At 40.6% G+C, this 22203-nt stretch carries 25 protein-coding genes and 2 riboswitches; of the genes, 21 read left to right on the top strand and 4 right to left on the bottom strand.

Annotated features, from left to right (window positions below; all coding sequences use genetic code 11):
• Window positions 1-101: 101 nt before the first annotated feature.
• From ACP3VS_RS05930 to ACP3VS_RS05945, 4 genes are read right to left on the bottom strand one after another with little or no spacing between them, the layout of a single operon-like run.
• The gene (locus tag ACP3VS_RS05930) at window positions 102-950 is read right to left on the bottom strand and encodes an energy-coupling factor ABC transporter ATP-binding protein (RefSeq protein WP_099805300.1); all 849 of its coding nucleotides are present in this window, start codon (window positions 948-950) and stop codon (window positions 102-104) included.
• Window positions 947-1723 (bottom strand): cobalt ECF transporter T component CbiQ, encoded by a 777-nt coding sequence (gene cbiQ, locus ACP3VS_RS05935; protein ID WP_230584451.1) that lies wholly within the window; start codon window positions 1721-1723, stop codon window positions 947-949. The genes ACP3VS_RS05930 and cbiQ overlap by 4 nt, the downstream gene beginning before the upstream one ends.
• Window positions 1724-1725: 2 nt before the next feature.
• Window positions 1726-1998, bottom strand: coding sequence for an energy-coupling factor ABC transporter substrate-binding protein (locus ACP3VS_RS05940; protein WP_008178258.1), 273 nt, complete (start codon window positions 1996-1998; stop codon window positions 1726-1728).
• 1 nt (window position 1999) lies between these two features.
• Window positions 2000-2746 (bottom strand): energy-coupling factor ABC transporter permease, encoded by a 747-nt coding sequence (locus ACP3VS_RS05945; RefSeq protein WP_031417479.1) that lies wholly within the window; start codon window positions 2744-2746, stop codon window positions 2000-2002.
• Window positions 2747-2891: 145 nt separating this feature from the next.
• Window positions 2892-3076, bottom strand: a riboswitch (cobalamin riboswitch).
• 258 nt (window positions 3077-3334) lie between these two features.
• A riboswitch (cobalamin riboswitch) is annotated at window positions 3335-3516 on the top strand.
• Between the two features lie 142 nt (window positions 3517-3658).
• Between ACP3VS_RS05945 and ACP3VS_RS05950 the strand changes: the two genes are divergently transcribed.
• The 21 genes from ACP3VS_RS05950 (at window position 3659) to ACP3VS_RS06050 (ending at window position 22192) form a co-directional block, all read left to right on the top strand.
• Window positions 3659-4030: a (2Fe-2S) ferredoxin domain-containing protein gene (locus ACP3VS_RS05950; protein ID WP_031417481.1), complete on the top strand. Its 372-nt coding sequence runs from the start codon at window positions 3659-3661 to the stop codon at window positions 4028-4030.
• A gap of 4 nt (window positions 4031-4034) precedes the next feature.
• Window positions 4035-5702 carry a precorrin-3B C(17)-methyltransferase gene (gene cobJ, locus ACP3VS_RS05955; protein ID WP_012294999.1) on the top strand — a complete coding sequence of 556 codons (1668 nt, stop codon included), beginning with the start codon at window positions 4035-4037 and terminating at the stop codon, window positions 5700-5702.
• Between the two features lie 14 nt (window positions 5703-5716).
• Window positions 5717-6664 (top strand): sirohydrochlorin chelatase, encoded by a 948-nt coding sequence (locus ACP3VS_RS05960; RefSeq protein ID WP_099805302.1) that lies wholly within the window; start codon window positions 5717-5719, stop codon window positions 6662-6664.
• Complete coding sequence (gene cobK, locus ACP3VS_RS05965; protein ID WP_031417486.1) at window positions 6661-7422, top strand: precorrin-6A reductase; 762 nt, start codon at window positions 6661-6663, stop codon at window positions 7420-7422. Before ACP3VS_RS05960 ends, cobK begins: the two co-directional genes overlap by 4 nt.
• Window positions 7423-7434: 12 nt before the next feature.
• Window positions 7435-8094: a precorrin-8X methylmutase gene (locus ACP3VS_RS05970; protein ID WP_012294996.1), complete on the top strand. Its 660-nt coding sequence runs from the start codon at window positions 7435-7437 to the stop codon at window positions 8092-8094.
• A complete protein-coding gene (locus tag ACP3VS_RS05975) occupies window positions 8094-9227 on the top strand; it encodes a cobalt-precorrin-5B (C(1))-methyltransferase (RefSeq protein WP_036164075.1) in 1134 nt (377 codons plus the stop codon). Before ACP3VS_RS05970 ends, ACP3VS_RS05975 begins: the two co-directional genes overlap by 1 nt.
• Window positions 9184-10404 (top strand): bifunctional cobalt-precorrin-7 (C(5))-methyltransferase/cobalt-precorrin-6B (C(15))-methyltransferase, encoded by a 1221-nt coding sequence (locus tag ACP3VS_RS05980; RefSeq protein ID WP_036164072.1) that lies wholly within the window; start codon window positions 9184-9186, stop codon window positions 10402-10404. The genes ACP3VS_RS05975 and ACP3VS_RS05980 overlap by 44 nt, the downstream gene beginning before the upstream one ends.
• On the top strand, window positions 10397-11104 hold the full coding sequence (cobI, locus tag ACP3VS_RS05985) for a precorrin-2 C(20)-methyltransferase (protein WP_012294994.1): 708 nt from the start codon (window positions 10397-10399) through the stop codon (window positions 11102-11104). Before ACP3VS_RS05980 ends, cobI begins: the two co-directional genes overlap by 8 nt.
• Window positions 11104-11889 (top strand): precorrin-4 C(11)-methyltransferase, encoded by a 786-nt coding sequence (gene cobM / locus ACP3VS_RS05990; protein ID WP_012294993.1) that lies wholly within the window; start codon window positions 11104-11106, stop codon window positions 11887-11889. Before cobI ends, cobM begins: the two co-directional genes overlap by 1 nt.
• Complete coding sequence (locus tag ACP3VS_RS05995; protein WP_012294992.1) at window positions 11882-13003, top strand: cobalt-precorrin 5A hydrolase; 1122 nt, start codon at window positions 11882-11884, stop codon at window positions 13001-13003. The genes cobM and ACP3VS_RS05995 overlap by 8 nt, the downstream gene beginning before the upstream one ends.
• A gap of 11 nt (window positions 13004-13014) precedes the next feature.
• Window positions 13015-14382 carry a cobyrinate a,c-diamide synthase gene (locus ACP3VS_RS06000; RefSeq protein WP_197150134.1) on the top strand — a complete coding sequence of 456 codons (1368 nt, stop codon included), beginning with the start codon at window positions 13015-13017 and terminating at the stop codon, window positions 14380-14382.
• The gene (locus ACP3VS_RS06005; protein ID WP_012294990.1) at window positions 14375-15013 is read left to right on the top strand and encodes a precorrin-2 dehydrogenase/sirohydrochlorin ferrochelatase family protein; all 639 of its coding nucleotides are present in this window, start codon (window positions 14375-14377) and stop codon (window positions 15011-15013) included. The genes ACP3VS_RS06000 and ACP3VS_RS06005 overlap by 8 nt, the downstream gene beginning before the upstream one ends.
• Complete coding sequence (gene cobA / locus ACP3VS_RS06010) at window positions 15010-15777, top strand: uroporphyrinogen-III C-methyltransferase (protein ID WP_031417498.1); 768 nt, start codon at window positions 15010-15012, stop codon at window positions 15775-15777. Before ACP3VS_RS06005 ends, cobA begins: the two co-directional genes overlap by 4 nt.
• Before the next feature lie 33 nt (window positions 15778-15810).
• Window positions 15811-16371: a nitroreductase family protein gene (locus tag ACP3VS_RS06015; protein ID WP_012294987.1), complete on the top strand. Its 561-nt coding sequence runs from the start codon at window positions 15811-15813 to the stop codon at window positions 16369-16371.
• 13 nt (window positions 16372-16384) lie between these two features.
• On the top strand, window positions 16385-16921 hold the full coding sequence (locus tag ACP3VS_RS06020; RefSeq protein ID WP_426388458.1) for a cob(I)yrinic acid a,c-diamide adenosyltransferase: 537 nt from the start codon (window positions 16385-16387) through the stop codon (window positions 16919-16921).
• Window positions 16922-17064: 143 nt separating this feature from the next.
• The gene (locus ACP3VS_RS06025; RefSeq protein WP_036164066.1) at window positions 17065-18564 is read left to right on the top strand and encodes a cobyric acid synthase; all 1500 of its coding nucleotides are present in this window, start codon (window positions 17065-17067) and stop codon (window positions 18562-18564) included.
• A gap of 49 nt (window positions 18565-18613) precedes the next feature.
• Window positions 18614-19396, top strand: a complete 783-nt coding sequence (locus ACP3VS_RS06030) for a class I SAM-dependent methyltransferase (protein ID WP_426388459.1) — start codon at window positions 18614-18616, stop codon at window positions 19394-19396.
• Between the two features lie 97 nt (window positions 19397-19493).
• Window positions 19494-20426 (top strand): ribonuclease Z, encoded by a 933-nt coding sequence (gene rnz / locus ACP3VS_RS06035; RefSeq protein WP_031417506.1) that lies wholly within the window; start codon window positions 19494-19496, stop codon window positions 20424-20426.
• Window positions 20427-20569: 143 nt separating this feature from the next.
• Window positions 20570-20800, top strand: a complete 231-nt coding sequence (locus ACP3VS_RS06040) for a hypothetical protein (protein WP_008178293.1) — start codon at window positions 20570-20572, stop codon at window positions 20798-20800.
• Window positions 20801-21026: 226 nt separating this feature from the next.
• Window positions 21027-21647, top strand: coding sequence for a sporulation-specific diadenylate cyclase CdaS (gene cdaS / locus ACP3VS_RS06045; protein WP_080695213.1), 621 nt, complete (start codon window positions 21027-21029; stop codon window positions 21645-21647).
• Window positions 21648-21787: 140 nt separating this feature from the next.
• Complete coding sequence (locus tag ACP3VS_RS06050) at window positions 21788-22192, top strand: MarR family winged helix-turn-helix transcriptional regulator (protein WP_206700972.1); 405 nt, start codon at window positions 21788-21790, stop codon at window positions 22190-22192.
• Window positions 22193-22203: the final 11 nt, after the last annotated feature.

A 22203-nucleotide genomic window follows, 5' to 3' on the forward strand; every position in this document is an offset into this window, starting at 1 on the left:
GATAGAAAAGTTTCGTAAATGAGGAAAATTTTTCTTCGCAATTTGAAAAATCGAACAGTAAAGGGATGAGCTGTCCGTTATTTTATTATTAATAATGCTTATTAAACCTGAACGGGTAGCTGTTCGATCAATTGTAATAAGTCATGCTTAGAGCGAGGAACTGAAATATTTTCTTGCCATAATTTCTTTTTTTGTAGAGCCATGGTCATTTCAAAGACCCATGGTCGTTCAAGATGTGCCCGTTTTAGCAATTCTTCTTCATAGAACAGGGCGATAGGATCACCATGATAAATAATGTTTCCTGCCTCCATGACGATGATGTGATCCGCCCATTCATAGGCAAGGGAAATGTCGTGAGTAGCAGCGATAATCGTTCGTTCACAGTCTTCTAATTTGGCTAAGTACTGAAAAATCTGAGAAGCATAATAGCTATCAAGACCAGCCGTTGGTTCATCTAATAAAAGGACAGCCGGTTCCATCGCTAATACACCTGCCATTGCCACACGTTTTTTCTGTCCTACACTTAAGAAGTGAATCGGTTTATCAAGTAGCTCTGTTACTTCAGTTTGTGCCACAGCCCAGGCTATTTTTTCTTCAATTTTTTCCGTAGACCATCCTAAATTCAATGGACCATAGGCTATATCTTGCTTAACGGTTCCTGAAAAAAGCTGATTATCAGCATCTTGAAAGACAATTCCCACCTGTTGGCGAAGTGCTTTTAATGCTTTTCTACTATATTGAAGTTCGTTCCCATTAAATGAAATGGTTCCGGCTGTCGGTTTCAAAATGCCATTAAGATGTTGAAATAAAGTGGATTTTCCTGCTCCATTATGACCGAGTATAGCGATTTTTTTCCCTTTTGGAATGTCTAGTGAAATATCTGTCAAAGCCTTTGTTCCATCTGCATAGGCATAAGACAAATTAGTCAGTTGAAAATAATATGCTGTCATGAGAAGTATCCTCCATATACGATAAGGAATAAAAAAATAGCCATCATGCCGAGCCAGTTTTTTTTATTATAGACGGCCGTTTCGTGCCAATAAACCGTTTCACCGCCACGTGCCTGCATGGCATTGTTAAGCTCTCGACTACGCTGAAACATTTCAATAAACAACGCTGCAATCAGCATAGACATCGAACGTAACCATTGCATGGGTGAATGATGGCCAAGGCGGGCTTGCTGGGCTAAATGAATTTTTTGCATGCTTTCGAAAAAAATAAAAATAAAACGATAGGTGAGTTCTACTAACTCAACTAATAAAGGAGGGAGCCTCCATTGGCGAAGCACATAACAAATCTCTTGTACAGATGTTGTTAAAATTAAAAAATATAAGCAGCTTATACTGCCGAGTACGATAAAGAATAGCTGCTGTGCGGTAGCGATACTGGCTCTCCCAATAAAAATTGTCCAGCTCATATACGTAAATGATCCCATATGGGCTGGTAATACATGCGTTGCTGGCGCTATCGAAATTAGGATGGAGATGAGACTTGTGAATAAGAAAAATCCTGGTAGTAATAATAGCTTCGCATAGTATTTTAGTGGGATTTTCGCACCCCAAATGATAAAAGCACTCATTACAAAAAATGTAATGAGTGAAAGTCGTTCCTCTCTCATAATAAGCGTGAATAAAAGTAGTCCTAATGAAAATATCATTTTTTCTAGAGGATGAACGTACGCTAGCTTATTGAGATACGCATACTTATCAATGAGTAACATCATTCTTAACCTTCTTTATGCTTGCCACGCATATAGCCGATAAAGTAGCCGATAAAACCAGCACCAATAGCTGCTTGTAGCACGAATAATAAGCTTTCAATTTCACCACTGGGCGGTTCCCATAAACTATCAAACCATGGCTCATACTCTGCATTAATCTCTCCAATGGCAGCTTCGGCTTCACCATCAGCTCCGCCAAATTCTGCTCCCTTTTGGACGAAGAGCGGGATAATGGCCAATAGCACTACAATCGCTAATAGTAATAAATTTCGTTTCATATTAGTGCGCCTCCTTTGTAGAGAAAACACGTAAAGACTTTAATTCGCTAATATTATATTTTTTCAAGAAGTTCATGACAATAACTGTTAATATCCCTTCACTCACAGCTAACGGGATTTGTGTTAAGGCAAAAATACTTGCGAACTTTGTAAATGAAGCCATAAAGCCACCGACTTCAGATGGGAAAGCAAGTGCTAATTGAATAGAAGTCACCACATATGTACCTAAATCCCCAAGCATAGCCGCAAAGAAAATAGCTAATGAAAACGATAACCCCATTTTTTGCGCCCCTTTAAATACAAAGTAGACGATAAACGGACCTACGATAGCCATCGAAAATGCATTAGCCCCTAATGTTGTGATTCCACCATGTGCTAAAAGTAAAGATTGAAATAATAAAACAATTGTCCCGATGACACTCATCGCTAACGGTCCAAATAAGACTGTTCCGAGACCTACCCCTGTTGGATGTGAACAGCTCCCTGTAACTGAAGGGATTTTTAAGGCTGATAGAACAAAGGCAAACGCACCAGACAGTCCCAGAATCATTTTTGTTTCTGGGTTTTCTTCGATTGTTTTACGAATAGAGCGCAATCCTAAAATAATAAATGGGACGGAGATTACCCACCAAAAAATAGCCCATTCGATTGGTAAAAAACCTTCCATGATATGCATGGCGAAGGCACGTTTTGGCACCATTAAAAAAGCCAATACAAAATAACTAAGTTTCCACCAAGACAGCTTCAATTTTCTTCCTCCAAACTATAAATAGATTTTTAGAATGTAGCGTGCGTAATAAAAAAAGCACTTTTCCGTTGTTGGAAAAGTGCATAGCTAAAAAAGCAAATAACATTCTCATCTGCTAAGCCGCACACCTATCCTCGTAGGATGAAACGATCACATATTTTCGGCAGGTCTCCTGGCTCTAGTTCAACACTTTATAGGTCTTCCCATCCATTGGACAGTGACATTTTCTATAAAGCTCCCTATTACAGTGGCGGGACCGCGCCGGACTTGAACCGGCTTCCCTTTTAAGTAAAATGACGAGCATTTTACACCAAAAATAGTAAGTTGTGAGATTTCACGACAAAGTGTACCACGAATTTCCATAAATATGCTATACTTTTTTATAAAAATTTTGAAATAGACTATCAATGTCGAAAATTCTGATTACTGAGGATTTTGAGAATAAAAGGGAACAACACCAATTTTAAATAACCAAAAACTCTCTGATAAAATTGATAAATTTGTCATGAATTTTTAAAGAAATATTGAAATTTTAAAATAATAAGATATGATTAAGACAGTTTTCTATTAAATATACAATTAAAAATTTCATATAAAACGTCGATAAGTGCTCGAAAAACTCGAGATAATAGGGAAATTGGTGAAAGTCCAATACAGCCCCCGCTACTGTAATAGCTGATGAAATCGCAATGCCACCTGTGCAAACTAGGGAAGGTGCGACAGTAAAATGAAGCTTAAGTCAGGAAACCTGCTTATCAGATTGTGCATGCAAACTTTTCGGAGGGAGAAGTTGAAGCAAAAGCGAGGATCTGTCTTTCAGTCTATTCGTTTTTATTTGGCTTCTACAAACCTTTACTCTTCGGGAGAGTAAAGGTTTTTCTTTTTCCAAAAGCAAAAGAGGGGAGACATAAAATGACAACGTGGAATTTAGAGGGGATGAAAACACATCTCTTTATTTGCAATGGCAGTAGCTGTATGAACAAGGATGGAGAAGAAATTACCCAAGCTATACGGGACGAAATACAGCGAAACGCACTAGATAAAGAAATACATACGACAAGAACACGCTGTAATGGACGATGTAAGGATGCTTGTGTGGTTATTGCTTACCCCCAGGGGAATTGGTACCGTGTACCATCAACGGAGCATGCTAGAACACTTGTACAGGATTTGCATCATGAATCCTTACATAACGATCATGTTTATACACTTCGGGAAGGGACATTGCAGCGAACAGCGCAAACGACAGCCATTAAAGGGATTGAAAAGGTGAAAGAGGGGTAAAAACATGGCGCAAAAAGGGAAAATTTTCGTAGTAGGCTTTGGACCTGGAGACTTTAAGCATATTACGACACGTGCAGTAGAGGCTTTACAACAAAGTGATATGATCATAGGCTATAAAACCTATGTTGAGCTGATTCAAGATTTAGTGAGTGCAAAATCTATTGTCAGTACAGGCATGACAGAAGAAGTGTCCCGTGCTCAGGAGGCAGTTCGTCAAGCAGAGGCAGGAAGTATAGTTTCGGTCATTTCGAGTGGAGATGCGGGCGTTTATGGTATGGCGGGATTAGTGTATGAAGTTTTAATTGAGCTAGGCTGGACAGAGGCAACTGGTATTGAAGTCGAGATTGTCCCGGGTATTTCAGCTATCAATTCATGTGCTAGTTTACTTGGTGCACCGATTATGCATGATGCTTGTACCATTAGTTTAAGTGACCACCTCACTCCGTGGAATTTAATTGCGAAGCGTGTGGAAGCTGCAGCAATGGCCGATTTTGTCATTGCTCTATACAATCCTAAAAGCGGTCGCCGTACAAGACAAATTGTCGAAGCACAGCGAATTCTTTTAGAATATCGTTCACCTGACACTCCAGTAGGGCTTGTGAAAAGTGCCTATCGAGAACGTCAAGAAGTGACGATGACCACATTGGCAGACATGTTGGAACATGATATCGGTATGCTGACAACCGTCATTATCGGAAACTCATCTACGTTTTTCTATGATAATAAAATGATTACGCCACGTGGCTACCAACGTAAATATACACTTGGCGAGGAAAAGCAGCCATTACGTCCACATCAACGTTTACGGGAAGAAAATGAGCCATGGGCGATGAATCAAGAGACAGGAACAGCACGCAATGACTTTGCGGCAGACCCCAATGCAGGGCGAATGAATAAACCCAGTGTAGCCGTTATGCCAAAGCCGAAAAAAACGGCACTTGAAATGGCTACAGCGGCACTTGCAATGGTAAAGGGAACAAATGCTATCAAGGTTACTCCAAAGCTTGTACAACAAAAAATAGAATCCATTTTTGAATTAGCAGTGAGCCCTGGAGTGGCCAATAAATTTTTTACACCACAGCAAATGATGACGTTAGCAGAGGTCGTAGGCGAAGATGGATCGATGGAATACACACCAGATCATCAAATCCATTTAAAAATACCTACAACTACGCCTGAACGCATCACTGAAAAATTACAGCAAGTAGGCTTTTTATTAGCACCAATTGGTGATGTATTGTCGTTGAAGGCTTGCGATTTTTGCTACGGTGAAAAAGCAGATTCCATACCATATGCGGAGGAAATTCAAGAAAAGCTTGGTGGTCTGTCTTTACCGAAAACATTAAATATTGGCTTTAATGGCTGTGGGATGGCTTGTTATCGAGCAGTATTTGACGATATTGGGATTGTCTATCGTAAAAGTAAATTTGATGTCTTTATTGGAGCGAAACCAGTCGGACGTACGGCTCATGCAGCACAGCCTGTTGTAGAAGGCTTGGAGCCTGAACAATTGATTCCTTTAATTACAGCTATTATTGAAGAATATAAAGCCAATGCGCATCCAAACGAACGCTTATTTAAATACTTCAAGCGTGTGAAAAAGATATTGCATTTTACGTATCAAGATATGTCTTCCAAAATAAAAATAGAGCCAGCTCCGTGCGGCGACTAGTGAGGAGAAAAGAGATGAAAGCTATATTATTTGTTGGCCATGGTAGCCGTTTAGCAGCAGGAAATGATGAGGTACGTACATTTATCGAGCAAATGACATCTCGCATTGATGAACAATATCTAGTAGAAACATGTTTCCTAGAATTTGCTTCTCCTAACATTGAAGAAGGTATTACAAATTGTGTGAAAAAGGGTGCTACAGAGGTACATGTAATCCCGATTATATTACTTCATGCAGGTCATTCCAAGCTACATATCCCGGCAGAAATCGAGCATGCCCGTGAGCATTATCCGAATATCACATTCACATATGGTCAAACAATTGGCATTCATGAAGAAATATTTGCGATATTACAAGATCGTTTAGTTGAAATTGGATTTAATACAGAACAAGAACAGGAAGATACAGCCGTTTTATTAATTGCTCGAGGTGGCAGTGATCCTTATGCAAATGGGGACTTTTATAAAATCACACGATTGCTATGGGAAAAACTACCTGTTAAATACGTAGAAAGTGCCTTTATGGGTGTAACGGACCCACGTGTTGAAGAAGGCATTGAACGCTGCGTCAAACTAGGTGCTAAGAAAATAATCATGCTTCCTTACTTTTTATTCACTGGTATTTTAATGGAGCGTATGCATGTTATGTGTGAGAAATTCAATGAGCAATTTCCTGCATGTGAAATTCAAATTGCCAACTACTTTGGCTACCACGAACGTTTACAAAATGTTTTATTAGAGCGTATTGAGCAAGCGATGAATGGTACATCTACAGGTATGCAAGATCTTGAAGATTATCGTGCTTACGCTGCTATTCATGGACATGCACATCATCATCACCATCATGATCACGATCATGGACATGACCATCATCATCACCATCATGATCACGATCATGGACATGACCACCACCACGACCATGACCATGACCATCATCATCATGAAAAGGAGCCCGTTAAATGATTTTCATGTTAGCAGGGACGAGTGATGCAAGAAATCTGGGCCTTGAATTGCAAAGTACAGGTCATGCTGTAACTGCCACTGTTGTGACGGAATCGGCAGCCTCTAGTCTTGCTGACGTTGGCTTGCCTTCCTTAATAGGGAGACTAACAGCGGAAGAAATGGCGACTATTATAATGGAACAAGGCTTTCAATTGGTCGTAGATGCCTCTCATCCATTTGCTGAAGAGGCATCGAAAAATGCTATGGCAGCAGCTGAAAAAGCGCAAGTACCATATATCCGCTATGAACGTGCCCATGAGCATTATGCTCACCCACTTATTACAGTTGTAAAGGATTATGAAGAGGCGGCTCAGTTAGCAGCTGAAAAGCGTGGTGTCATTATGCTGACAACAGGCAGTAAAACGCTTGCTACATTTACGAAAGTTTTACAAGGCTTAGAAAACACAAGAGTCATTGCTCGTATGCTCCCACGACTTGACAATATGGAAAAATGTGAGGCGCTCGGTGTCGCACAGCGAGATATTGTAGCCATTCAAGGCCCATTTTCAAAGGAATTAAATGAAGCATTATTCCGTCAATATGGAGTGACCTTAATGATTACTAAAGAAAGCGGCAAAGTGGGCTCGGTAGACGAGAAGCTAGAGGCAGCCCTTGCCTGTTCTATAGAAACAATTCTTATTGCAAGACCCAATATTAAATATGGCCAACAATATTCCACTTTTGAAGAAGTGTTACAGGCTGTAAAACATACACTTTAGGAGGCAATAACAATGGATTTTAAAACTGATTTCAAACCATTAACAGTAGACCCAGATAAAATTTACGATTACAGTTTCTCAATTATCGCAGAAGAAATGGGGGAGCATAACTTTTCAGAGGATGAATGGAAGGTTGTGCGCCGTATTATCCATGCATCTGCTGACTTTGAGCTAGGTCGTAGCGTTATTATTACACCAGGAGCACTTGAAGCAGGTGTTAAGTCTATTCTGGCAGGGCGTCATGTAATTGCGGATGTGCAAATGATTGAAAGTGGTTCTGGTAAAAAACGTTTCCAAAAACATGGTGGCGATTTACATTGCTATATTGCGGATGAGGATGTATCTGTAGAAGCGAAAAAGCAAAATACAACGCGTGCCATTATATCGATGCAAAAAGCCTCAAAATTACATGAAGGCGGTATTTATGCTATTGGTAATGCCCCAACTGCATTACTAGAATTGATTCGTTTAATTAAGGAAGGCTTAGCAAAACCAGATTTAATTATTGGTATGCCTGTAGGTTTCGTGTCTGCGGCTGAATCGAAAGAGGAGCTGCTAAAACTTGAAGGTATTCCGTACATTACAAATGTTGGTCGTAAAGGCGGTAGTACAGTGACGGTTGCCGCATTAAATGCCATTTCACTTTTAGCGGATGAACAGGCGAAAAAATAATGGAGCGGAAGCCAAAAAAGGATCCTAAGGACATGCGTCACGGTTATACAACAGGAGCCTGTGCAACTGCAGTAACAAAGGCAGCTTTACTTGCCCTTATTACAAATGAAGAGCAAGAAACAAGCACGATTCATTTGCCAATAGGTAGGGATGCGACCTTTACTATTGAAAAATGCCTATTTGAAAACAATGCCGTCAGCTGTGAAACGATTAAAGATGCTGGTGATGACCCAGATGCCACACATCAGGCACTCATCGTCGGTACTGTGAGCTGGGCAGAGATACCTGGTATTCATTTAGATGGAGGGATTGGAGTCGGGCGTGTCACAAAGCCCGGCTTACCAGTGCCTGTTGGAGAGGCGGCCATTAATCCTGTCCCACGGAAAATGATTCACAGCACTGTTCAAGGTGTATTGGATGAATTTCAAATTACGCGAGGGGTTAACGTAGTGATTTCCGTACCTAGGGGCGAGGAGATTGCAAAAAAAACGTTAAATGGTCGTCTTGGTATACTTGGAGGCATCTCTATTTTAGGCACAAGGGGAACCGTCGTGCCTTTTTCAAGTTCTGCGTATATGGCTAGTATTGTACAGGCCATTAGCGTCGCTAAAGAGGCCGGCTGTGAGCATTTAGTAGTGACAACAGGTGGTCGCAGTGAAAAATTTGCGATGAAACAATACCCCCATTTACCTGAAGAAGCTTTTGTGGAAATGGGTGATTTTGTTGGCTTTACTTTAAAGCATTGTAAGCGACTCGGTATTAAACAAGTGTCCCTTGTTGGGATGATGGGGAAATTTTCAAAGGTGGCACAAGGGGTAATGATGGTGCATTCCAAAAGTGCTCCGATTGATTTTAACTTTTTAGCACAACTTGCCGAAGATGTAGGGGCAGATGCAGACACAATAGCCGAAATACGAGAGGCCAACACAGCGTCGCAAGTAGGTGAAATTATGATGGAAAAAGGATATGAATCATTTTTCCATCGTTTGTGTGAGGCCTGCTGCTATTCCTCCATTCATCATATAAAGGGCGGTTTAACGCTTTCCACATCGATTTATTCGATGCAGGGACAATTATTAGGAAGGGCTGATGACATTGCATCGATCGATGAAATTAATTGGAATCGGGGATAACGGATTAGCAAGCTTATTACCACAATACCACCAGTGGATTGAAGACTGTGAGGTACTTGTCGGTGGTGAGCGCGTGCTTGATTTTTTTCCACATTTTACAGGGGAAAAAATCAAGATCAAAGGAGGTCTTTCAGCACTTGTTGAGAGATTGTCAGAGGAAACAAGAGATACGATTATTCTCGCATCAGGAGATCCATTATTTTACGGCGTTGGCGGCTATTTAGCGAAAAAGCTAGATTTGGAGGTTTATCCATACATGAGCTCCATACAACTAGCCTTCGCGAAAATGGGAGAAAGCTGGCAGGATGCTTATGTTACAAGTATTCATGGACGACCTATGAAAGGCTTGGCACAGCGCATCGATGGGAACAAGAAAATAGCTCTATTAACAGATGCTGAAAATAGCCCAAATGCGCTCGCACGTTATTTAAAGCATTTTGGAATGACCGAATATCGAGCATTTGTAGCCGAAAATCTACAGGGTGAAGGTGAAAAATATGGTTGGTATTCGTTAGATGAAATGGAGACCACACATTTTTCCCCTCTCAACGTAGTTATTTTACAACAAACCTTTGAACCAAAACGCTACAAGCTCGGTATTGATGATGAAGAATTTTCTCAACGAAAGCCAGATAAAGGACTCATTACCAAAAAGGAAATTCGTGTTTTAAGCTTACAGGCGATGCAACTTCAAAAGGATAGTGTTATTTGGGATATTGGCACATGTACAGGATCTATGGCCATTGAAGCAGGTAAGCTTGCACCTGAGGGGCAAGTATACGCCGTTGAAAAAAATGCACCTGATTTAGAAAACTGTCTACACAATCAGCAAAAATTCCGTGTGGATCTAACAGCCATTCATAGTAAAGCTCCAGAGGGACTCGAACATTTCCCAGACCCTGATGCCATTTTTATCGGTGGGACTGGTGGTGAAATGGTCGAATTACTACAATTGTGCTGTAACCGCTTAAAACCAAATGGTCGCATTGTTTTAAATGCAGCGACAATTGAAAATTTATATAAAGCAGTGGAAGCGTTTAAGGCTTGTGATTTTGCGGTTGATATTTTACAGGCACAGCTTGCGCGTAGCAAACCGATTTTAGATATGACACGCTTTGTGCCATTAAATCCAATATATATTATTTCGGCTTATCGAAAGGAAGAAAATCATGACTAATTTAGGTGTTTTATATGGCTTGGGCGTTGGTCCTGGCGATCCAGAATTAATTACAGTGAAGGCGTTTCGTGTGATTCAAGAGTCACCTGTTATTGCTTATCCCAAAAAGCTGAGAGGCAGTAAGAGCTATGCCCATCGTATTGTAGACGTTTATATTAATCCAGAGGAAAAAGATATGCTTGGTCTTGTATTTCCTATGACGAAGGATGAAGCTGTCCTTGAGCGTGAATGGACAAAGTCAGTCGAGCTTGTATATGAAAAATTACAGGAGGGCAAGGATGTGGCCTTCGTTACAGAAGGTGATCCGTTATTATATAGTACGTTTATCCATATGATGAAGTTAATGCAGGACATGCATCCAGATGTAGAAATTCGTACGGTTCCGGGGATATCTTCATTTAATGGCTCCGCTTCTCGCCTGGGCATTGCATTAGCTGATGGTGATGATCGTGTGGCGATCATTCCTGCCTATGATGATTATGCGGCAATGCGAGAAGCGATTGAAAGTCATGATGCTGTAGTCTTTATTAAAGTAGCAAAAGTAATTGATTTAATGCTACAGGTACTACGTGATTTAGATTTACTGGATCAAGCATCTGTTGTGACAAAGGTAACATCTGACGAAGAAGTCATTTGGGATGTACGCGAGTTGGATGGTGTCGATTTAGAATATTTAACATTAATGGTGGTGCGTAAATAATGAAAAAAATCTATATAGTCGGCGCTGGTCCTGGTGATCCAGATTTAATTACAGTAAAAGGCTTACATATGTTACAGACAGCAGATGTAGTGATGTATACAGATTCATTAGTGAGTGAAGATCTCATTGCGAAAGCTAGACCAGATGCGGAAATTATTCGAACAGCTGGGATGCATTTAGAGGAAATGGTCGCTGTGATGGCTGATCGGGTCCATGCGGGGAAAATAGTAGCTCGCATGCATACAGGTGATCCGGCTATGTATGGAGCGATTATGGAACAAGTAGCACTCTTAAAAAAGCAAGGCATTGGCTACGAAGTTATTCCAGGGGTTAGCTCTGTTTTTGCATCAGCAGCGGCAATTGGGGCTGAGCTAACGATTCCTGATTTAACACAAACTTTAATTTTAACTCGTGCTGAAGGGCGTACCCCTGTACCCGAATTTGAAAAATTACGTGATTTAGCAAGCCATCATTGTACAATTGCTCTATTCTTAAGTGCGACGCTCACAAAGAAAATTGTCAAGGAACTTCAAAGTGCTGGTTGGGCTGATGACACACCCGTAGCAGTTATTCAACGTGCTTCTTGGCCAGATCAAAAAATTGTTCGTACAACATTAATCGAATTAGATGAAGCGATGCGTGTGAATGGAATTCGTAAGCATGCGATGATTCTAGCAGGCTGGGCGCTAGATCCTAATATTCATGATAAGGATCAATATCGCTCGAAATTATATGATGCAACCTTTACACACGGCTTCAGAAAAGGTGTGAAGACAAGTGATTGAGTTACAAGAGGGGATATTACCAGAAGTTGATCAGCGCAATCCATATGCTGTTGTAGCGATTACAAAGCACGGTGTTCAAATAGGACGACGACTCCAACAAACGTTTGCAGCAAGTGATTTGTATTATATGAGTAAATTTGAACAGGGTGATGAGGAGGAAAAGCATATTCAACTGTTTACCGGAACAGTGCGTTTGCTTTTGCCAACTCTATTTAAACAATACAAAGGTTTGATTTTAATTATTTCTTTAGGAGCAGTTGTACGAATGATTGCCCCCATTTTAAAGGATAAAAAGACTGATCCAGGTGTTGTAGTTATTGATGATCGAGGCGAAAACGTAATAAGTGTCTTGTCAGGACATCTTGGAGGTGCCAATGAACTAACGCATGAGGTAGCGGCAGCTCTTGGTGCCAACCCTATTATTACAACAGCTTCCGATGTGCAAAAGACTATTCCTGTCGATTTATTTGGTGCACGCTTTGGCTGGGTTTGGGATAGTGCCGATAAATTAACGCCTGTCAGTGCTTCTGTCGTCAATGAGGAACATGTGGCTATTGTACAGGAAACTGGTGAACGGGATTGGTGGATGCGTGATACACCAATGCCAGAGCAAATTAAAATTTATCCATCTACACAGACGGCCATAGAGGCTAAGCCTCATGCAACATTGTTAATAACGGACCGTATAATCGAACGAGAAGAAGAAGTTTTGCTTGAAAATGGTGTCATTTATCGACCAAAATCAATTGTCTTAGGCATGGGCTGTAATCGTGGTACATCTATTGAGGAGATTGAACAAGTCATTGATGAAACCCTGGCAGAGCTTAATCTTTCGAAAAAAAGTGTGAAGGCACTTTGTACAATTGATTTGAAGAAAGATGAGCAATGCTTCCTCGATATTACAAAAAAATATGATTGGGAGTTCGTTACCTATTCACCATCAGAATTAAATGAAATTGAGTTTCCATCACCTTCGGAAACAGTCTTTAAATATACAGGGGCATACGGTGTCAGTGAACCTGCGGCAATGCGTTATGCTCAGGCCAAATCACTTATCTTAGAAAAGAAAAAATCAGGTAATGCTACGATTTCAGTTGCTAGATACCAATTTTAAGGAGGAAGTCCATGCAAACCAATCGCTTTGTATTAGCCGGGACAGGCAGTGGGGTAGGCAAAACTACTTTTACCATTGGACTGATGAAGGCTTTACAAAATAAAGGGAAAGTCGTGCAGGGCTTTAAATGCGGACCTGATTATATCGATCCAACCTATCATACGGCCGTAACAGGTAGAATATCACGCAATATTGATAGTTGGATGTTCTCGCATGAAGCAGTATGTGATATTGTAGCACGCGCTAGTGAGGATGCGGATGTATCTATTATTGAGGGGGTGATGGGCTTTTATGATGGCAAAAGTCCATTATCAGATGCTGGCTCTGCCGCAGATATCAGTGTAGTGACAGAGAGTCCTGTTATTTTAATCGTTAATTGTGCAAGTATGGCTAGAAGTGTTGCGGCAGTTGTCAAAGGATTTCAATTATTATCAGATAAACCAAATATCGTTGGTGTGATAGCCAATCAGGTGGGTAGTGTGGGTCATTATGAAATTGCTAAGGCTGCTATTGAACAAGAATGTGGTATTCCTGTAATCGGCTACTTAAAGCGCGAGGAAGGGATTGATATTCCAAGTCGTCATTTAGGACTAGTCCCTGCTATTGAAAGAGGAGAGCTGCATTCATTTTTTGACAAACTAGGAGATCTAATGGCCAAGACCATTGACTTAGAGCAATTACTCCGTATCACTAAGGCCCCTGTACTTCAGGAATCAGGCAAATTATTTACAGAGGAGCCTACACAAAATATTTGTCTCGCTGTAGCAAAAGATGCGGCATTTAATTTTTATTATGAAGAAAATTTGGCGTTATTACGGGCGAAAGGTGCGACATTACAATTTTTCTCACCACTTGCCAATGAGCCAGTACCAAGTAAGGCTGATGGCTTATATATAGGGGGTGGCTTTCCTGAAGAGTTTGCACAGACACTTGCTGCAAATACGATTGCCAAACAATCTATACGTGCAGCCATAAACAAAGGTCTACCGACATTGGCTGAATGTGGGGGCTTCATGTATTTAACAGAAGCTATTACAGATAGCCATGGAGAGCGTTATGACATGATAGGTGTAATCCCAGGGGAGGTAGCTATGCAAACAAAGCTAGCAGCACTTGGCTATCGTGAAATTTTTGGTACAGCAGGTAATTTCTTAATCGGTTCAGAGGAACAGGCAAAGGGACATGAATTCCACTATTCCAAATATAATGGCTCCCATCACACACCGGCCTACGAAACGATTGGTCGCTTTGGCAAAAAACAAGAAGGCTATCAAGTAGGGAATTTGGTGGCTGGTTATACGCATTTTCATTTTGTATCAAACCCAAAGCTAGTTGACAATTGGTTAACAGCTTGCAAGAAGGTGAAGAATGATGACTAATTATTTTCCTATTCATATTAATCTAGAATATAAAACAGTTGTAATCGTAGGCGGTGGTCACGTAGCCACACAAAAGGTGGCATCCCTTTTACCAGCGAAGGCGAATATCGTCATCGTTAGTCCGACCTTACATGAAGATTTACAGCCACTAGTCGAGTGGGGGCAAATTACTTGGAAACGAAAAGAGTTTGAACCACGTGATTTGGATGATGCAATCCTTATTATTGCTGCCACAAATGTGACGACTGTTAACGAAGCCGTGCAAGAGGCGGCACAGCATTGGCAATTAATGAATCGAACAGATAGACAAAGTGAAAGTGATTTTATTACTCCCGCGACAGTTCGTCGTGGTCCTTTAGTGTTAACTGTCTCGACATCGGGAGCAAGTCCTGGGCTAGCACGAAAAATTAAAGCAGATTTAGAGGATCAATTTGATGATGCCTATGAAGATTACGTATGCTTTTTGCAGCAAGCTCGTTTAATGATTGTTGCCAAGTTTGATAAAGGCCCACAAAGACGTGAGGCATTACAGGCCTTGCTAGAGCCAAACATCCTAGAATGGACACGTCAAGGTGAGATGGATAGACGTGAAGCTTATTTACAACAACTATTGATGGGAGCAAAGCAATGAAGGATGGAATAGTTTATATCGTTGGCGCAGGACCTGGAGATCCAAAGCTCATTACGGTTTATGGTCTGGAATGTATTCAAAAGGCTGATATTATTGCATATGACCGTCTTGTGAATCCAGCATTGCTAGACTTCGCGAAAAAGGATGCGGAACTCGTTTATTGTGGGAAATTACCAGGAAAGCACCACCTAATTCAAGATGAAATTAATGCATTACTTGTGGAGAAGGCGCAGCAGGGAAAAATTGTCACACGTCTTAAAGGTGGCGATCCATTCGTCTTTGGTCGTGGTGCAGAAGAGGCTGAAATCTTAAAAAATCATGGCATTTCCTATGAAATTGTGCCGGGTATAACTGCAGGTATTGCGGCTCCAGCTTATGCTGGGATTCCTGTGACACATAGAGACTTTGCCACAAGCTTTGCCCTCGTGACTGGACATGGCCGAGAAGAAAAAGGACAGGATTTTTTGAATTGGCCAGCATTAGCAACGGGCATTGATACTGTCGCTTTTTATATGAGCGTTGGCAATATTGCCTATATAGCTCGAAAATTAATCGAGAATGGGCGTAAAGCCACAACGCCAGTAGCGGTTATTGAATGGGGAACAACTGCTCAACAACGAACGATAACAGGGCAACTAGATGAAATTGCGAACATTATTGAACGTGAAGGGTATCATAATCCTTCCATGATTGTAGTTGGCGATGTCGTCAATGTACGTGAAAAAATACAATGGTTTGAAGAGCAGGGACTTGCTTTTTCATAATCATCTCATAAGAGAGCAGAAGGAGGAAGCAACATGACAGTCATTGAAGCACTAAAAAAGCGTCGAGCTATTCGAAATTACACAGCACAACCAGTAGAAAAAGAGAAAATTGAGCAAATCTTAGAGGCTGCTACATTTGCCCCTAATGACAGAATGAGAGAGCCTTGGCATTTCTACATCATTCAAGGTGAAGCTATGGATCGTTATGAGGAAATGGCAAGCGCTTATTTACAAGAACGCTTTCCGACAAAGCCGAATTTAGTGGAAAGCTCATTAAAGGTTGTACAAACAACCCCCGTCGCTATTGTTGTAACAGCAGATGTGGTGGAGGGAGATACCGATGCGACAGAGGACAACGTTTTTGCTGTATGTAGCGCCATTATGTCAATGTGGTTAACAGCAGAGGAGCTAGGTCTTGGCTTTGTTTGGCGTACACGTGGTGTTGGTCTTGTACATGATTCACGCATGCATTCGTTTATCGGTGCAAGTGAAGCACAGAAAGTGGTAGGGACAATTTTTATTGGCTACCCACAAGTGCAGGAGTTCACCGACAAGAAGCGTACGCCATTTGAAGAAAAGACAACTTGGCTATAAGGAGGCTAACAGCATGGCAAGAAAAGGCTTGTTTTTAGTGTATACAGGCGAAGGAAAGGGCAAAACGACAGCATCCCTAGGTGTTACATTACGTGCGATCGGTCGTGGGTTAAATGTGCGCTATATGCAATTTATTAAATCACCTGAGCGTACGTATGGAGAGCAAATTGCCCTGCGTAAGCTTGGTGTGGAAATGGAACAAATGGGTATTGGCTTCACTTGGACCAAAACACCTGAGGAGCATCGTGTAGCCTTAGCAAAGGCTTGGAAAAAAACGAAGGCAGCTCTACAAGATGACAGCATTGATTTATTAGTGCTAGATGAGCTAAATAATGCATTGGCTATAAGTAAGTTTCCAATTGATGATGTTCTACCACTGGCAGACGTCATAGAAGCAATTCAGCAACGTCCTTCGACCATGCATCTAGTGGTGACTGGACGCAGTGCCAACCCCGCGTTGCTAGCAATGGCGGATTTAGTTTCTACGATTGATGCTACTAAGCATTATTATGATGAAGGTATTCCAGCTGTGAAGGGGCTTGAATTTTAATATACCTTTACCTTTAGGATCGAGGATTTACTCCTGAGCTAGGTAACGCATGATGGATAGGAGAGAAAACCTAACGAAAGAAAGGCAAATATCTGTGTCTCGTGGAACAGCGTGACACCTATAATGACGGAGGATAATTGATTATGCCAGCAAAATCAATCATGATTCAAGGAACAGCTTCCGATGTTGGAAAAAGTATGATTTGTACGGCGTTGTGTCGTATATTTTCAGATGATGGCTTTAAAGTTGTCCCCTTTAAATCGCAAAATATGGCGCTTAATTCATTTGTAACAAAAGATGGCGGAGAAATTGGTCGAGCACAAGGAGTACAGGCTGAAGCTGCCCGTGTTGTTGCGACGACTGATATGAACCCTATTTTGCTGAAACCAAAGCAAGATATGATGTCTGAGGTCATTGTCCACGGGAAGCATTTTTTAAATATGGATGCCAAAACATATCGCAATAATTTTGTACAGGAAGCCATGCCCATTGTGGAAAAATCAGTTCGTTCGCTTCAAAATACATATGATGTCATTGTCTTAGAGGGGGCAGGAAGCCCAGCAGAGATTAACTTAAAGGATCGTGATATTGCTAATATGCGAATGGCTCATTTAGCAGATGCAGCGGTTGTCCTTGTTGCCGACATTGATCGTGGTGGGGTTTTTGCCTCGATTGTTGGTACACTGGCATTGCTAGATGAAGCGGAGCGAGCACGAGTGAAAGGGTTAATCATCAATAAATTTAGAGGCATGCGTGAATTATTGGATGATGGTTTGGCATGGGTGGAGCAAGAAACAGGCATTCCCGTACTAGGTGTTGTGCCTTATTTAGAGGTCAATATTGAAGCGGAGGACTCGCTCGCTTTATCATCATTACGCTTTAAAAAGCCAAAACCAGGGGAATTTGCTGTCGATGTGGCGATGATTCGTTTACCCCGTATTTCAAACTTCACAGATGTTGATCCATTTTTTGATGAGCCTGAAGTGGGAGTTCGATTAATTGGAAAAGTTCATGAACTCGGTACGCCAGATTTGCTGATACTCCCAGGAACGAAAAGTACCATCGATGATTTAGCCTGGTTAAAGGCTCAAGGCTTCGATCAAGCCATTGCCCGATTAAGGGAGCATGGCACCAAAATTATTGGAATATGTGGTGGTTTTCAAATGCTTGGTGAGACGCTATTAGATCCAGATGCAGTGGAGGGAAATGGTGAATCTGCTGATGGTCTTGGCTTATTGCCGATGGAAACTACTTTCGTAGGCAATAAAAAAACGGTTCAAATGACTGGCACAAGAGGACAGGATACTTTGACAGGCTATGAAATTCATCTAGGGCGAACAAAAATTTTACGTGAAGAAGTTACACCGTTTTTACTGCTTGAAGATGGTCGTGAAGATGGGGCTGTTAGTCAAGACGAACAGGTAATTGGTACGTATTTCCATGGTTTATTTCATAATCGTACCTATACTCGTCAGCTTATCAATGACATCCGTATGAAAAAAGGTTTAGCTGCTTTACCACGTGAAGTAAAAAGTGATGCTGAACGAAGAGAAGATGCCTATAACATGTTAGCTAGTCATGTACGAGCAAATCTTGATATGAAAAAAATATATGAATTATTATCTATAGAGGTATCTGTATGACAAAAAAGGACCATTAGCCATTAATTTTGAAGCATTATGGCAAGAAGGTATGAAAGACTGGCAAGGGCATATGCCTGAGCGTATGGTGAATGATCAGCTAGAGGAGCAATTTTGGGCTCAATCTGTGGCACGGAAAAATATGGGGCAAACGGATCCATATGCTGCACGTATTTTTCAGGAGCTTCAAAAAAGTATTGACCCCCAACATTCTGTATTAGAAATTGGTCCTGGCTGGGGCAATTACACGTTTCCTTTAGCAGATAGAGTAGACAAGCTCACATGTGTGGATAGCTCTGAAAGTATGCTACAGTATTTACAGCAGTGCATGCCTCATCAGAAGCACGTTTCATATGTACATGCAAAATGGGAACGTTTAGAAAAAGATGATATAGAGCCCCATGATATCGTCTTAGGCGTGAATTGTTTTTACCGTATGTATGAAATTAAAGCTGCTTTAGGGCATATGAATCGACTGGCGACGAAACGTGCCATCATAGGGATGACGACAGGGCCTATTCAGCCACACTATGAAATACTATATGAAAAGTATGGCTATACGATTAAATTCCCTCGAAGAGATTATATTGAGTTTTTAAATCTACTGTACGAAATGGATATTTACGCTGATTGCCAAATCATCCCTTTAGAACGCGTATATACTTATGAAAGCTATGAGCAGCTAGTGACGGCACAAAGTAAAAAAATATTAAATACAGATGTCCTACAAGCACATATTGAGGAGTCGCTGGAGCCTTTTATTGAAGAAAAAGATGGACGCTATTACTATCGTCATGATTTTCATGCAGCTCTTGTTTCTTGGCAACCAAAATAAACGACAAAACCTTTGGATAAAGCTTTTACCAAAGGTTTTTCTTATGAGACTCAATAAGGTACAATAAAACGATAAAACATGAATTGAGGTGGCATTTGTGCAGCTACATTTTTTAGGAACAGGCGCAGGCATGCCTTCCAAAGAACGAAATACGAGTGCCCTGATGGTGAAGCTATTAGACGAAATAAGCGAAATGTGGCTTTTTGATTGTGGAGAGGCGACTCAACATCAAATTTTACACACCTCGCTAAAGCCCCGGAAGGTATCCAAAATTTTTATAACGCATCTTCATGGTGATCATATTTTCGGATTGCCGGGCTTTTTAAGCTCTCGTTCATTTCAAGGAGGAGATGAACCTCTAACGATTTTTGGTCCAGTCGGCTTACAGCAATGGATTGAACAAACTTTTGCTTTATCAAAGACTCATTTAACATATCCCTTGCACTTTGTAGAGGTTCAGGAAGGGATTGTATACGAGGATGCCTGTTTTACGGTTTATGCGAAGGAATTGCGTCATGTTGTTCCATGCTATGGATATCGTATTGAACAAAAGGATTTACCTGGTGAATTATTAATTGAAAAAGCCAAGGATTTAGGTGTTCCCAAGGGTCCTCTTTTAGGACAATTAAAAAGAGGGCATGATGTCGTACTTGAAAATGGTGATGTCATTCAAGCGAAAGATGTTGTAGCATCAGCCAAAAAAGGCTTTACACTAACTATTTTAGGCGACACGAAATATTGTGAGGAGGCTGTTCAGCTATCAATGGGCGCTGATATCATTGTACATGAAGCAACCTTTGACGGCACAACAACGGATTTAGCAGCCAATTATGGTCATGCAACTAATGTGGAGGCAGCCAAGGTTGCACAGCAAGCAGGAGCACAATATTTACTATTAAATCATTTAAGTGCTCGTTTTCTTCCACAAGATTTACCTCCATTTTTGGCAGAGGCTCAGGAAACTTTCCCGCAAACATTTCTAACTGCCGATCAAGCTATTTATACTTGGCAAAACAATACATTACTTTAATACTGAAAAACATCTATTAATTGGAATGACAGCTAATAGATGTTTTTTGTATTGATGCTATATATTTATAGCGTCTAAAAGGAAAAATATAGTACGATCAATCACTTATTTCCCGTATAATTGAAAAAAGGGGTGTGGTTAAAATGAATCAGCAAAAGATGCCGCCAGCACTATTACGACTAATCGTGATATTTCCAAATGTGCTGAGCTATTTATTACTATTCGGTCTCATCATGTTTGTCATAACAAATTATGAAACGTTAAAAGCAACAAATAATCTAACAGTCTGGATCATTTTTATTGTCGTTTTAGCACCAGCTGCTACATATACGACTTTTAGTATTGTGAGAAAGATTAGGGCTGGACATATGTAAGAGCTTATGCGTGTTACTTGTAGAAAATTAGTTCTACAGGTAATGCGTTTTTTTTGACAAGGAGAAGAAAATCATCTGTATTTTTGTTAGTATCATAGGAGTTTGTCTTGTCTTTCTTATTAGAAAACAAGAACGTTTCATAGCACTAGCTTTCAGTGACGCATAAAAATAGCTTTTCCAGGGAAACTAAGAGAGGAAAGCTTTTATAAAAAGAGAGGTGCCTTTTGTGAATCCAATAAATTGTGATTTTTCACCAATGAAAGAAACATTAAAAGATGAGCTTCTCCACGTGATTATGTCATTACAGCAAAGTGTTCAACAGATGGATACAGAAACAAATTGTCTCCTTGGCAATTTTGAAAAAATTAAAGAAAGATTTGTGGCAATTGAAATGAAAGCAGCCACGTTTTATTTAAATTGTTATCTTTCCCCGTTTACAGAAAAGTATCCTGAACTGTCGCATAGTGTACAAAATATGTCACTGAGAAGACACGGTGGTTTAATCGTGATCCAGCGAGAAGACGCTTTGGAGAAGCTAGTCCAGCCTGGTATTCATATAGGTGCTGACTTAACCCATTCGTTAGTAGAATCAATTTTTTTCCCAGGCAATCCTCTTCATGATGGCGCAGTATTAGTCAACCATAATCAAATTGAATCGGCGGCAAATGTATTACCACTGTCAGAGCGTTATACAGGGGAAAGGAAATTAGGCACAAGACATCGTGCTGCATTGGGATTAAGTGAGGTAAGTGATGCACTCGTTATGGTCGTATCCGAAGAAACGGGGAGAATATCATTTGCCTTTAAAGGCAACTTATACCCTATTACCACACATGGCATTATATAGGGATGATATTCCCTATGTATTTAATATCTCAAATTCGAGATATTTCTCTTGCTTCTTTATCACTTGAGTGGTAAAGTGATAACAGAAGGGAGGATAAAGTCGTGAAAAATCATACATTAGGTACTTTAACCTGGATTCGCATGATGCGCTTTACAGCCCAAAGTAATCAATTATCCAATGAATTTTTAAAACGTTTTGATCTAACCACCGCACAATTTGATGTGCTAATCCAAATAAAAACCTATGCACCTATTACACAATGTCAACTAGCAGAAAAAGTAACGGTCACACAAGGTGGAATGTCTCGCATGCTGGCAAGGCTTGAAAAAGAGGGACTGATTGAGCGTAAGCAAAATTGGAAGACGAAAACGATTTCGTTGACGGCAAAAGGGGAGCAAATGATTGATGCAGCAACACCTAGTCAGCTTCACTTCCAATCCTCATTTTTTGAAGATGTATTAACAGATGAAGAAATGAAAACTTTATATAAATTGATGACAAAGCTGGAAAAGCATAGTCAGGAAAAAAAATTACCACTAGCGTAATTTTTTTTACC

Origin of the sequence: Lysinibacillus sp. VIII_CA (genome assembly GCF_049943995.1) — a bacterium.
Taxonomy (GTDB): domain Bacteria; phylum Bacillota; class Bacilli; order Bacillales_A; family Planococcaceae; genus Lysinibacillus; species Lysinibacillus pinottii.

Bases quoted from the DNA above. Each gene is read 5' to 3' on its own strand.
- cobI (WP_012294994.1), top strand. From the start codon at position 10,397: ATGACTAATTTAGGTGTTTTATATGGCTTGGGCGTTGGTCCTGGCGAT.
- ACP3VS_RS06020 (WP_426388458.1), top strand. From the start codon at position 16,385: ATGGCAAGAAAAGGCTTGTTTTTAGTGTATACAGGCGAAGGAAAGGGC.
- ACP3VS_RS06015 (WP_012294987.1), top strand. From the start codon at position 15,811: ATGACAGTCATTGAAGCACTAAAAAAGCGTCGAGCTATTCGAAATTAC.
- ACP3VS_RS05950 (WP_031417481.1), top strand. From the start codon at position 3,659: ATGACAACGTGGAATTTAGAGGGGATGAAAACACATCTCTTTATTTGC.
- ACP3VS_RS06030 (WP_426388459.1), top strand. From the start codon at position 18,614: ATGAAAGACTGGCAAGGGCATATGCCTGAGCGTATGGTGAATGATCAG.
- ACP3VS_RS05970 (WP_012294996.1), top strand. From the start codon at position 7,435: ATGGATTTTAAAACTGATTTCAAACCATTAACAGTAGACCCAGATAAA.
- ACP3VS_RS06000 (WP_197150134.1), top strand. From the start codon at position 13,015: ATGCAAACCAATCGCTTTGTATTAGCCGGGACAGGCAGTGGGGTAGGC.
- ACP3VS_RS05930 (WP_099805300.1), bottom strand. From the start codon at position 950: ATGACAGCATATTATTTTCAACTGACTAATTTGTCTTATGCCTATGCA.
- ACP3VS_RS06050 (WP_206700972.1), top strand. From the start codon at position 21,788: ATGATGCGCTTTACAGCCCAAAGTAATCAATTATCCAATGAATTTTTA.
- ACP3VS_RS05980 (WP_036164072.1), top strand. From the start codon at position 9,184: ATGACATTGCATCGATCGATGAAATTAATTGGAATCGGGGATAACGGA.
- ACP3VS_RS05940 (WP_008178258.1), bottom strand. From the start codon at position 1,998: ATGAAACGAAATTTATTACTATTAGCGATTGTAGTGCTATTGGCCATT.
- cobA (WP_031417498.1), top strand. From the start codon at position 15,010: ATGAAGGATGGAATAGTTTATATCGTTGGCGCAGGACCTGGAGATCCA.
- cbiQ (WP_230584451.1), bottom strand. From the start codon at position 1,723: ATGATGTTACTCATTGATAAGTATGCGTATCTCAATAAGCTAGCGTAC.
- ACP3VS_RS06040 (WP_008178293.1), top strand. From the start codon at position 20,570: ATGAATCAGCAAAAGATGCCGCCAGCACTATTACGACTAATCGTGATA.
- ACP3VS_RS05960 (WP_099805302.1), top strand. From the start codon at position 5,717: ATGAAAGCTATATTATTTGTTGGCCATGGTAGCCGTTTAGCAGCAGGA.
- cobK (WP_031417486.1), top strand. From the start codon at position 6,661: ATGATTTTCATGTTAGCAGGGACGAGTGATGCAAGAAATCTGGGCCTT.
- ACP3VS_RS05975 (WP_036164075.1), top strand. From the start codon at position 8,094: ATGGAGCGGAAGCCAAAAAAGGATCCTAAGGACATGCGTCACGGTTAT.
- ACP3VS_RS06025 (WP_036164066.1), top strand. From the start codon at position 17,065: ATGCCAGCAAAATCAATCATGATTCAAGGAACAGCTTCCGATGTTGGA.
- ACP3VS_RS06005 (WP_012294990.1), top strand. From the start codon at position 14,375: ATGACTAATTATTTTCCTATTCATATTAATCTAGAATATAAAACAGTT.
- cobM (WP_012294993.1), top strand. From the start codon at position 11,104: ATGAAAAAAATCTATATAGTCGGCGCTGGTCCTGGTGATCCAGATTTA.
- cobJ (WP_012294999.1), top strand. From the start codon at position 4,035: ATGGCGCAAAAAGGGAAAATTTTCGTAGTAGGCTTTGGACCTGGAGAC.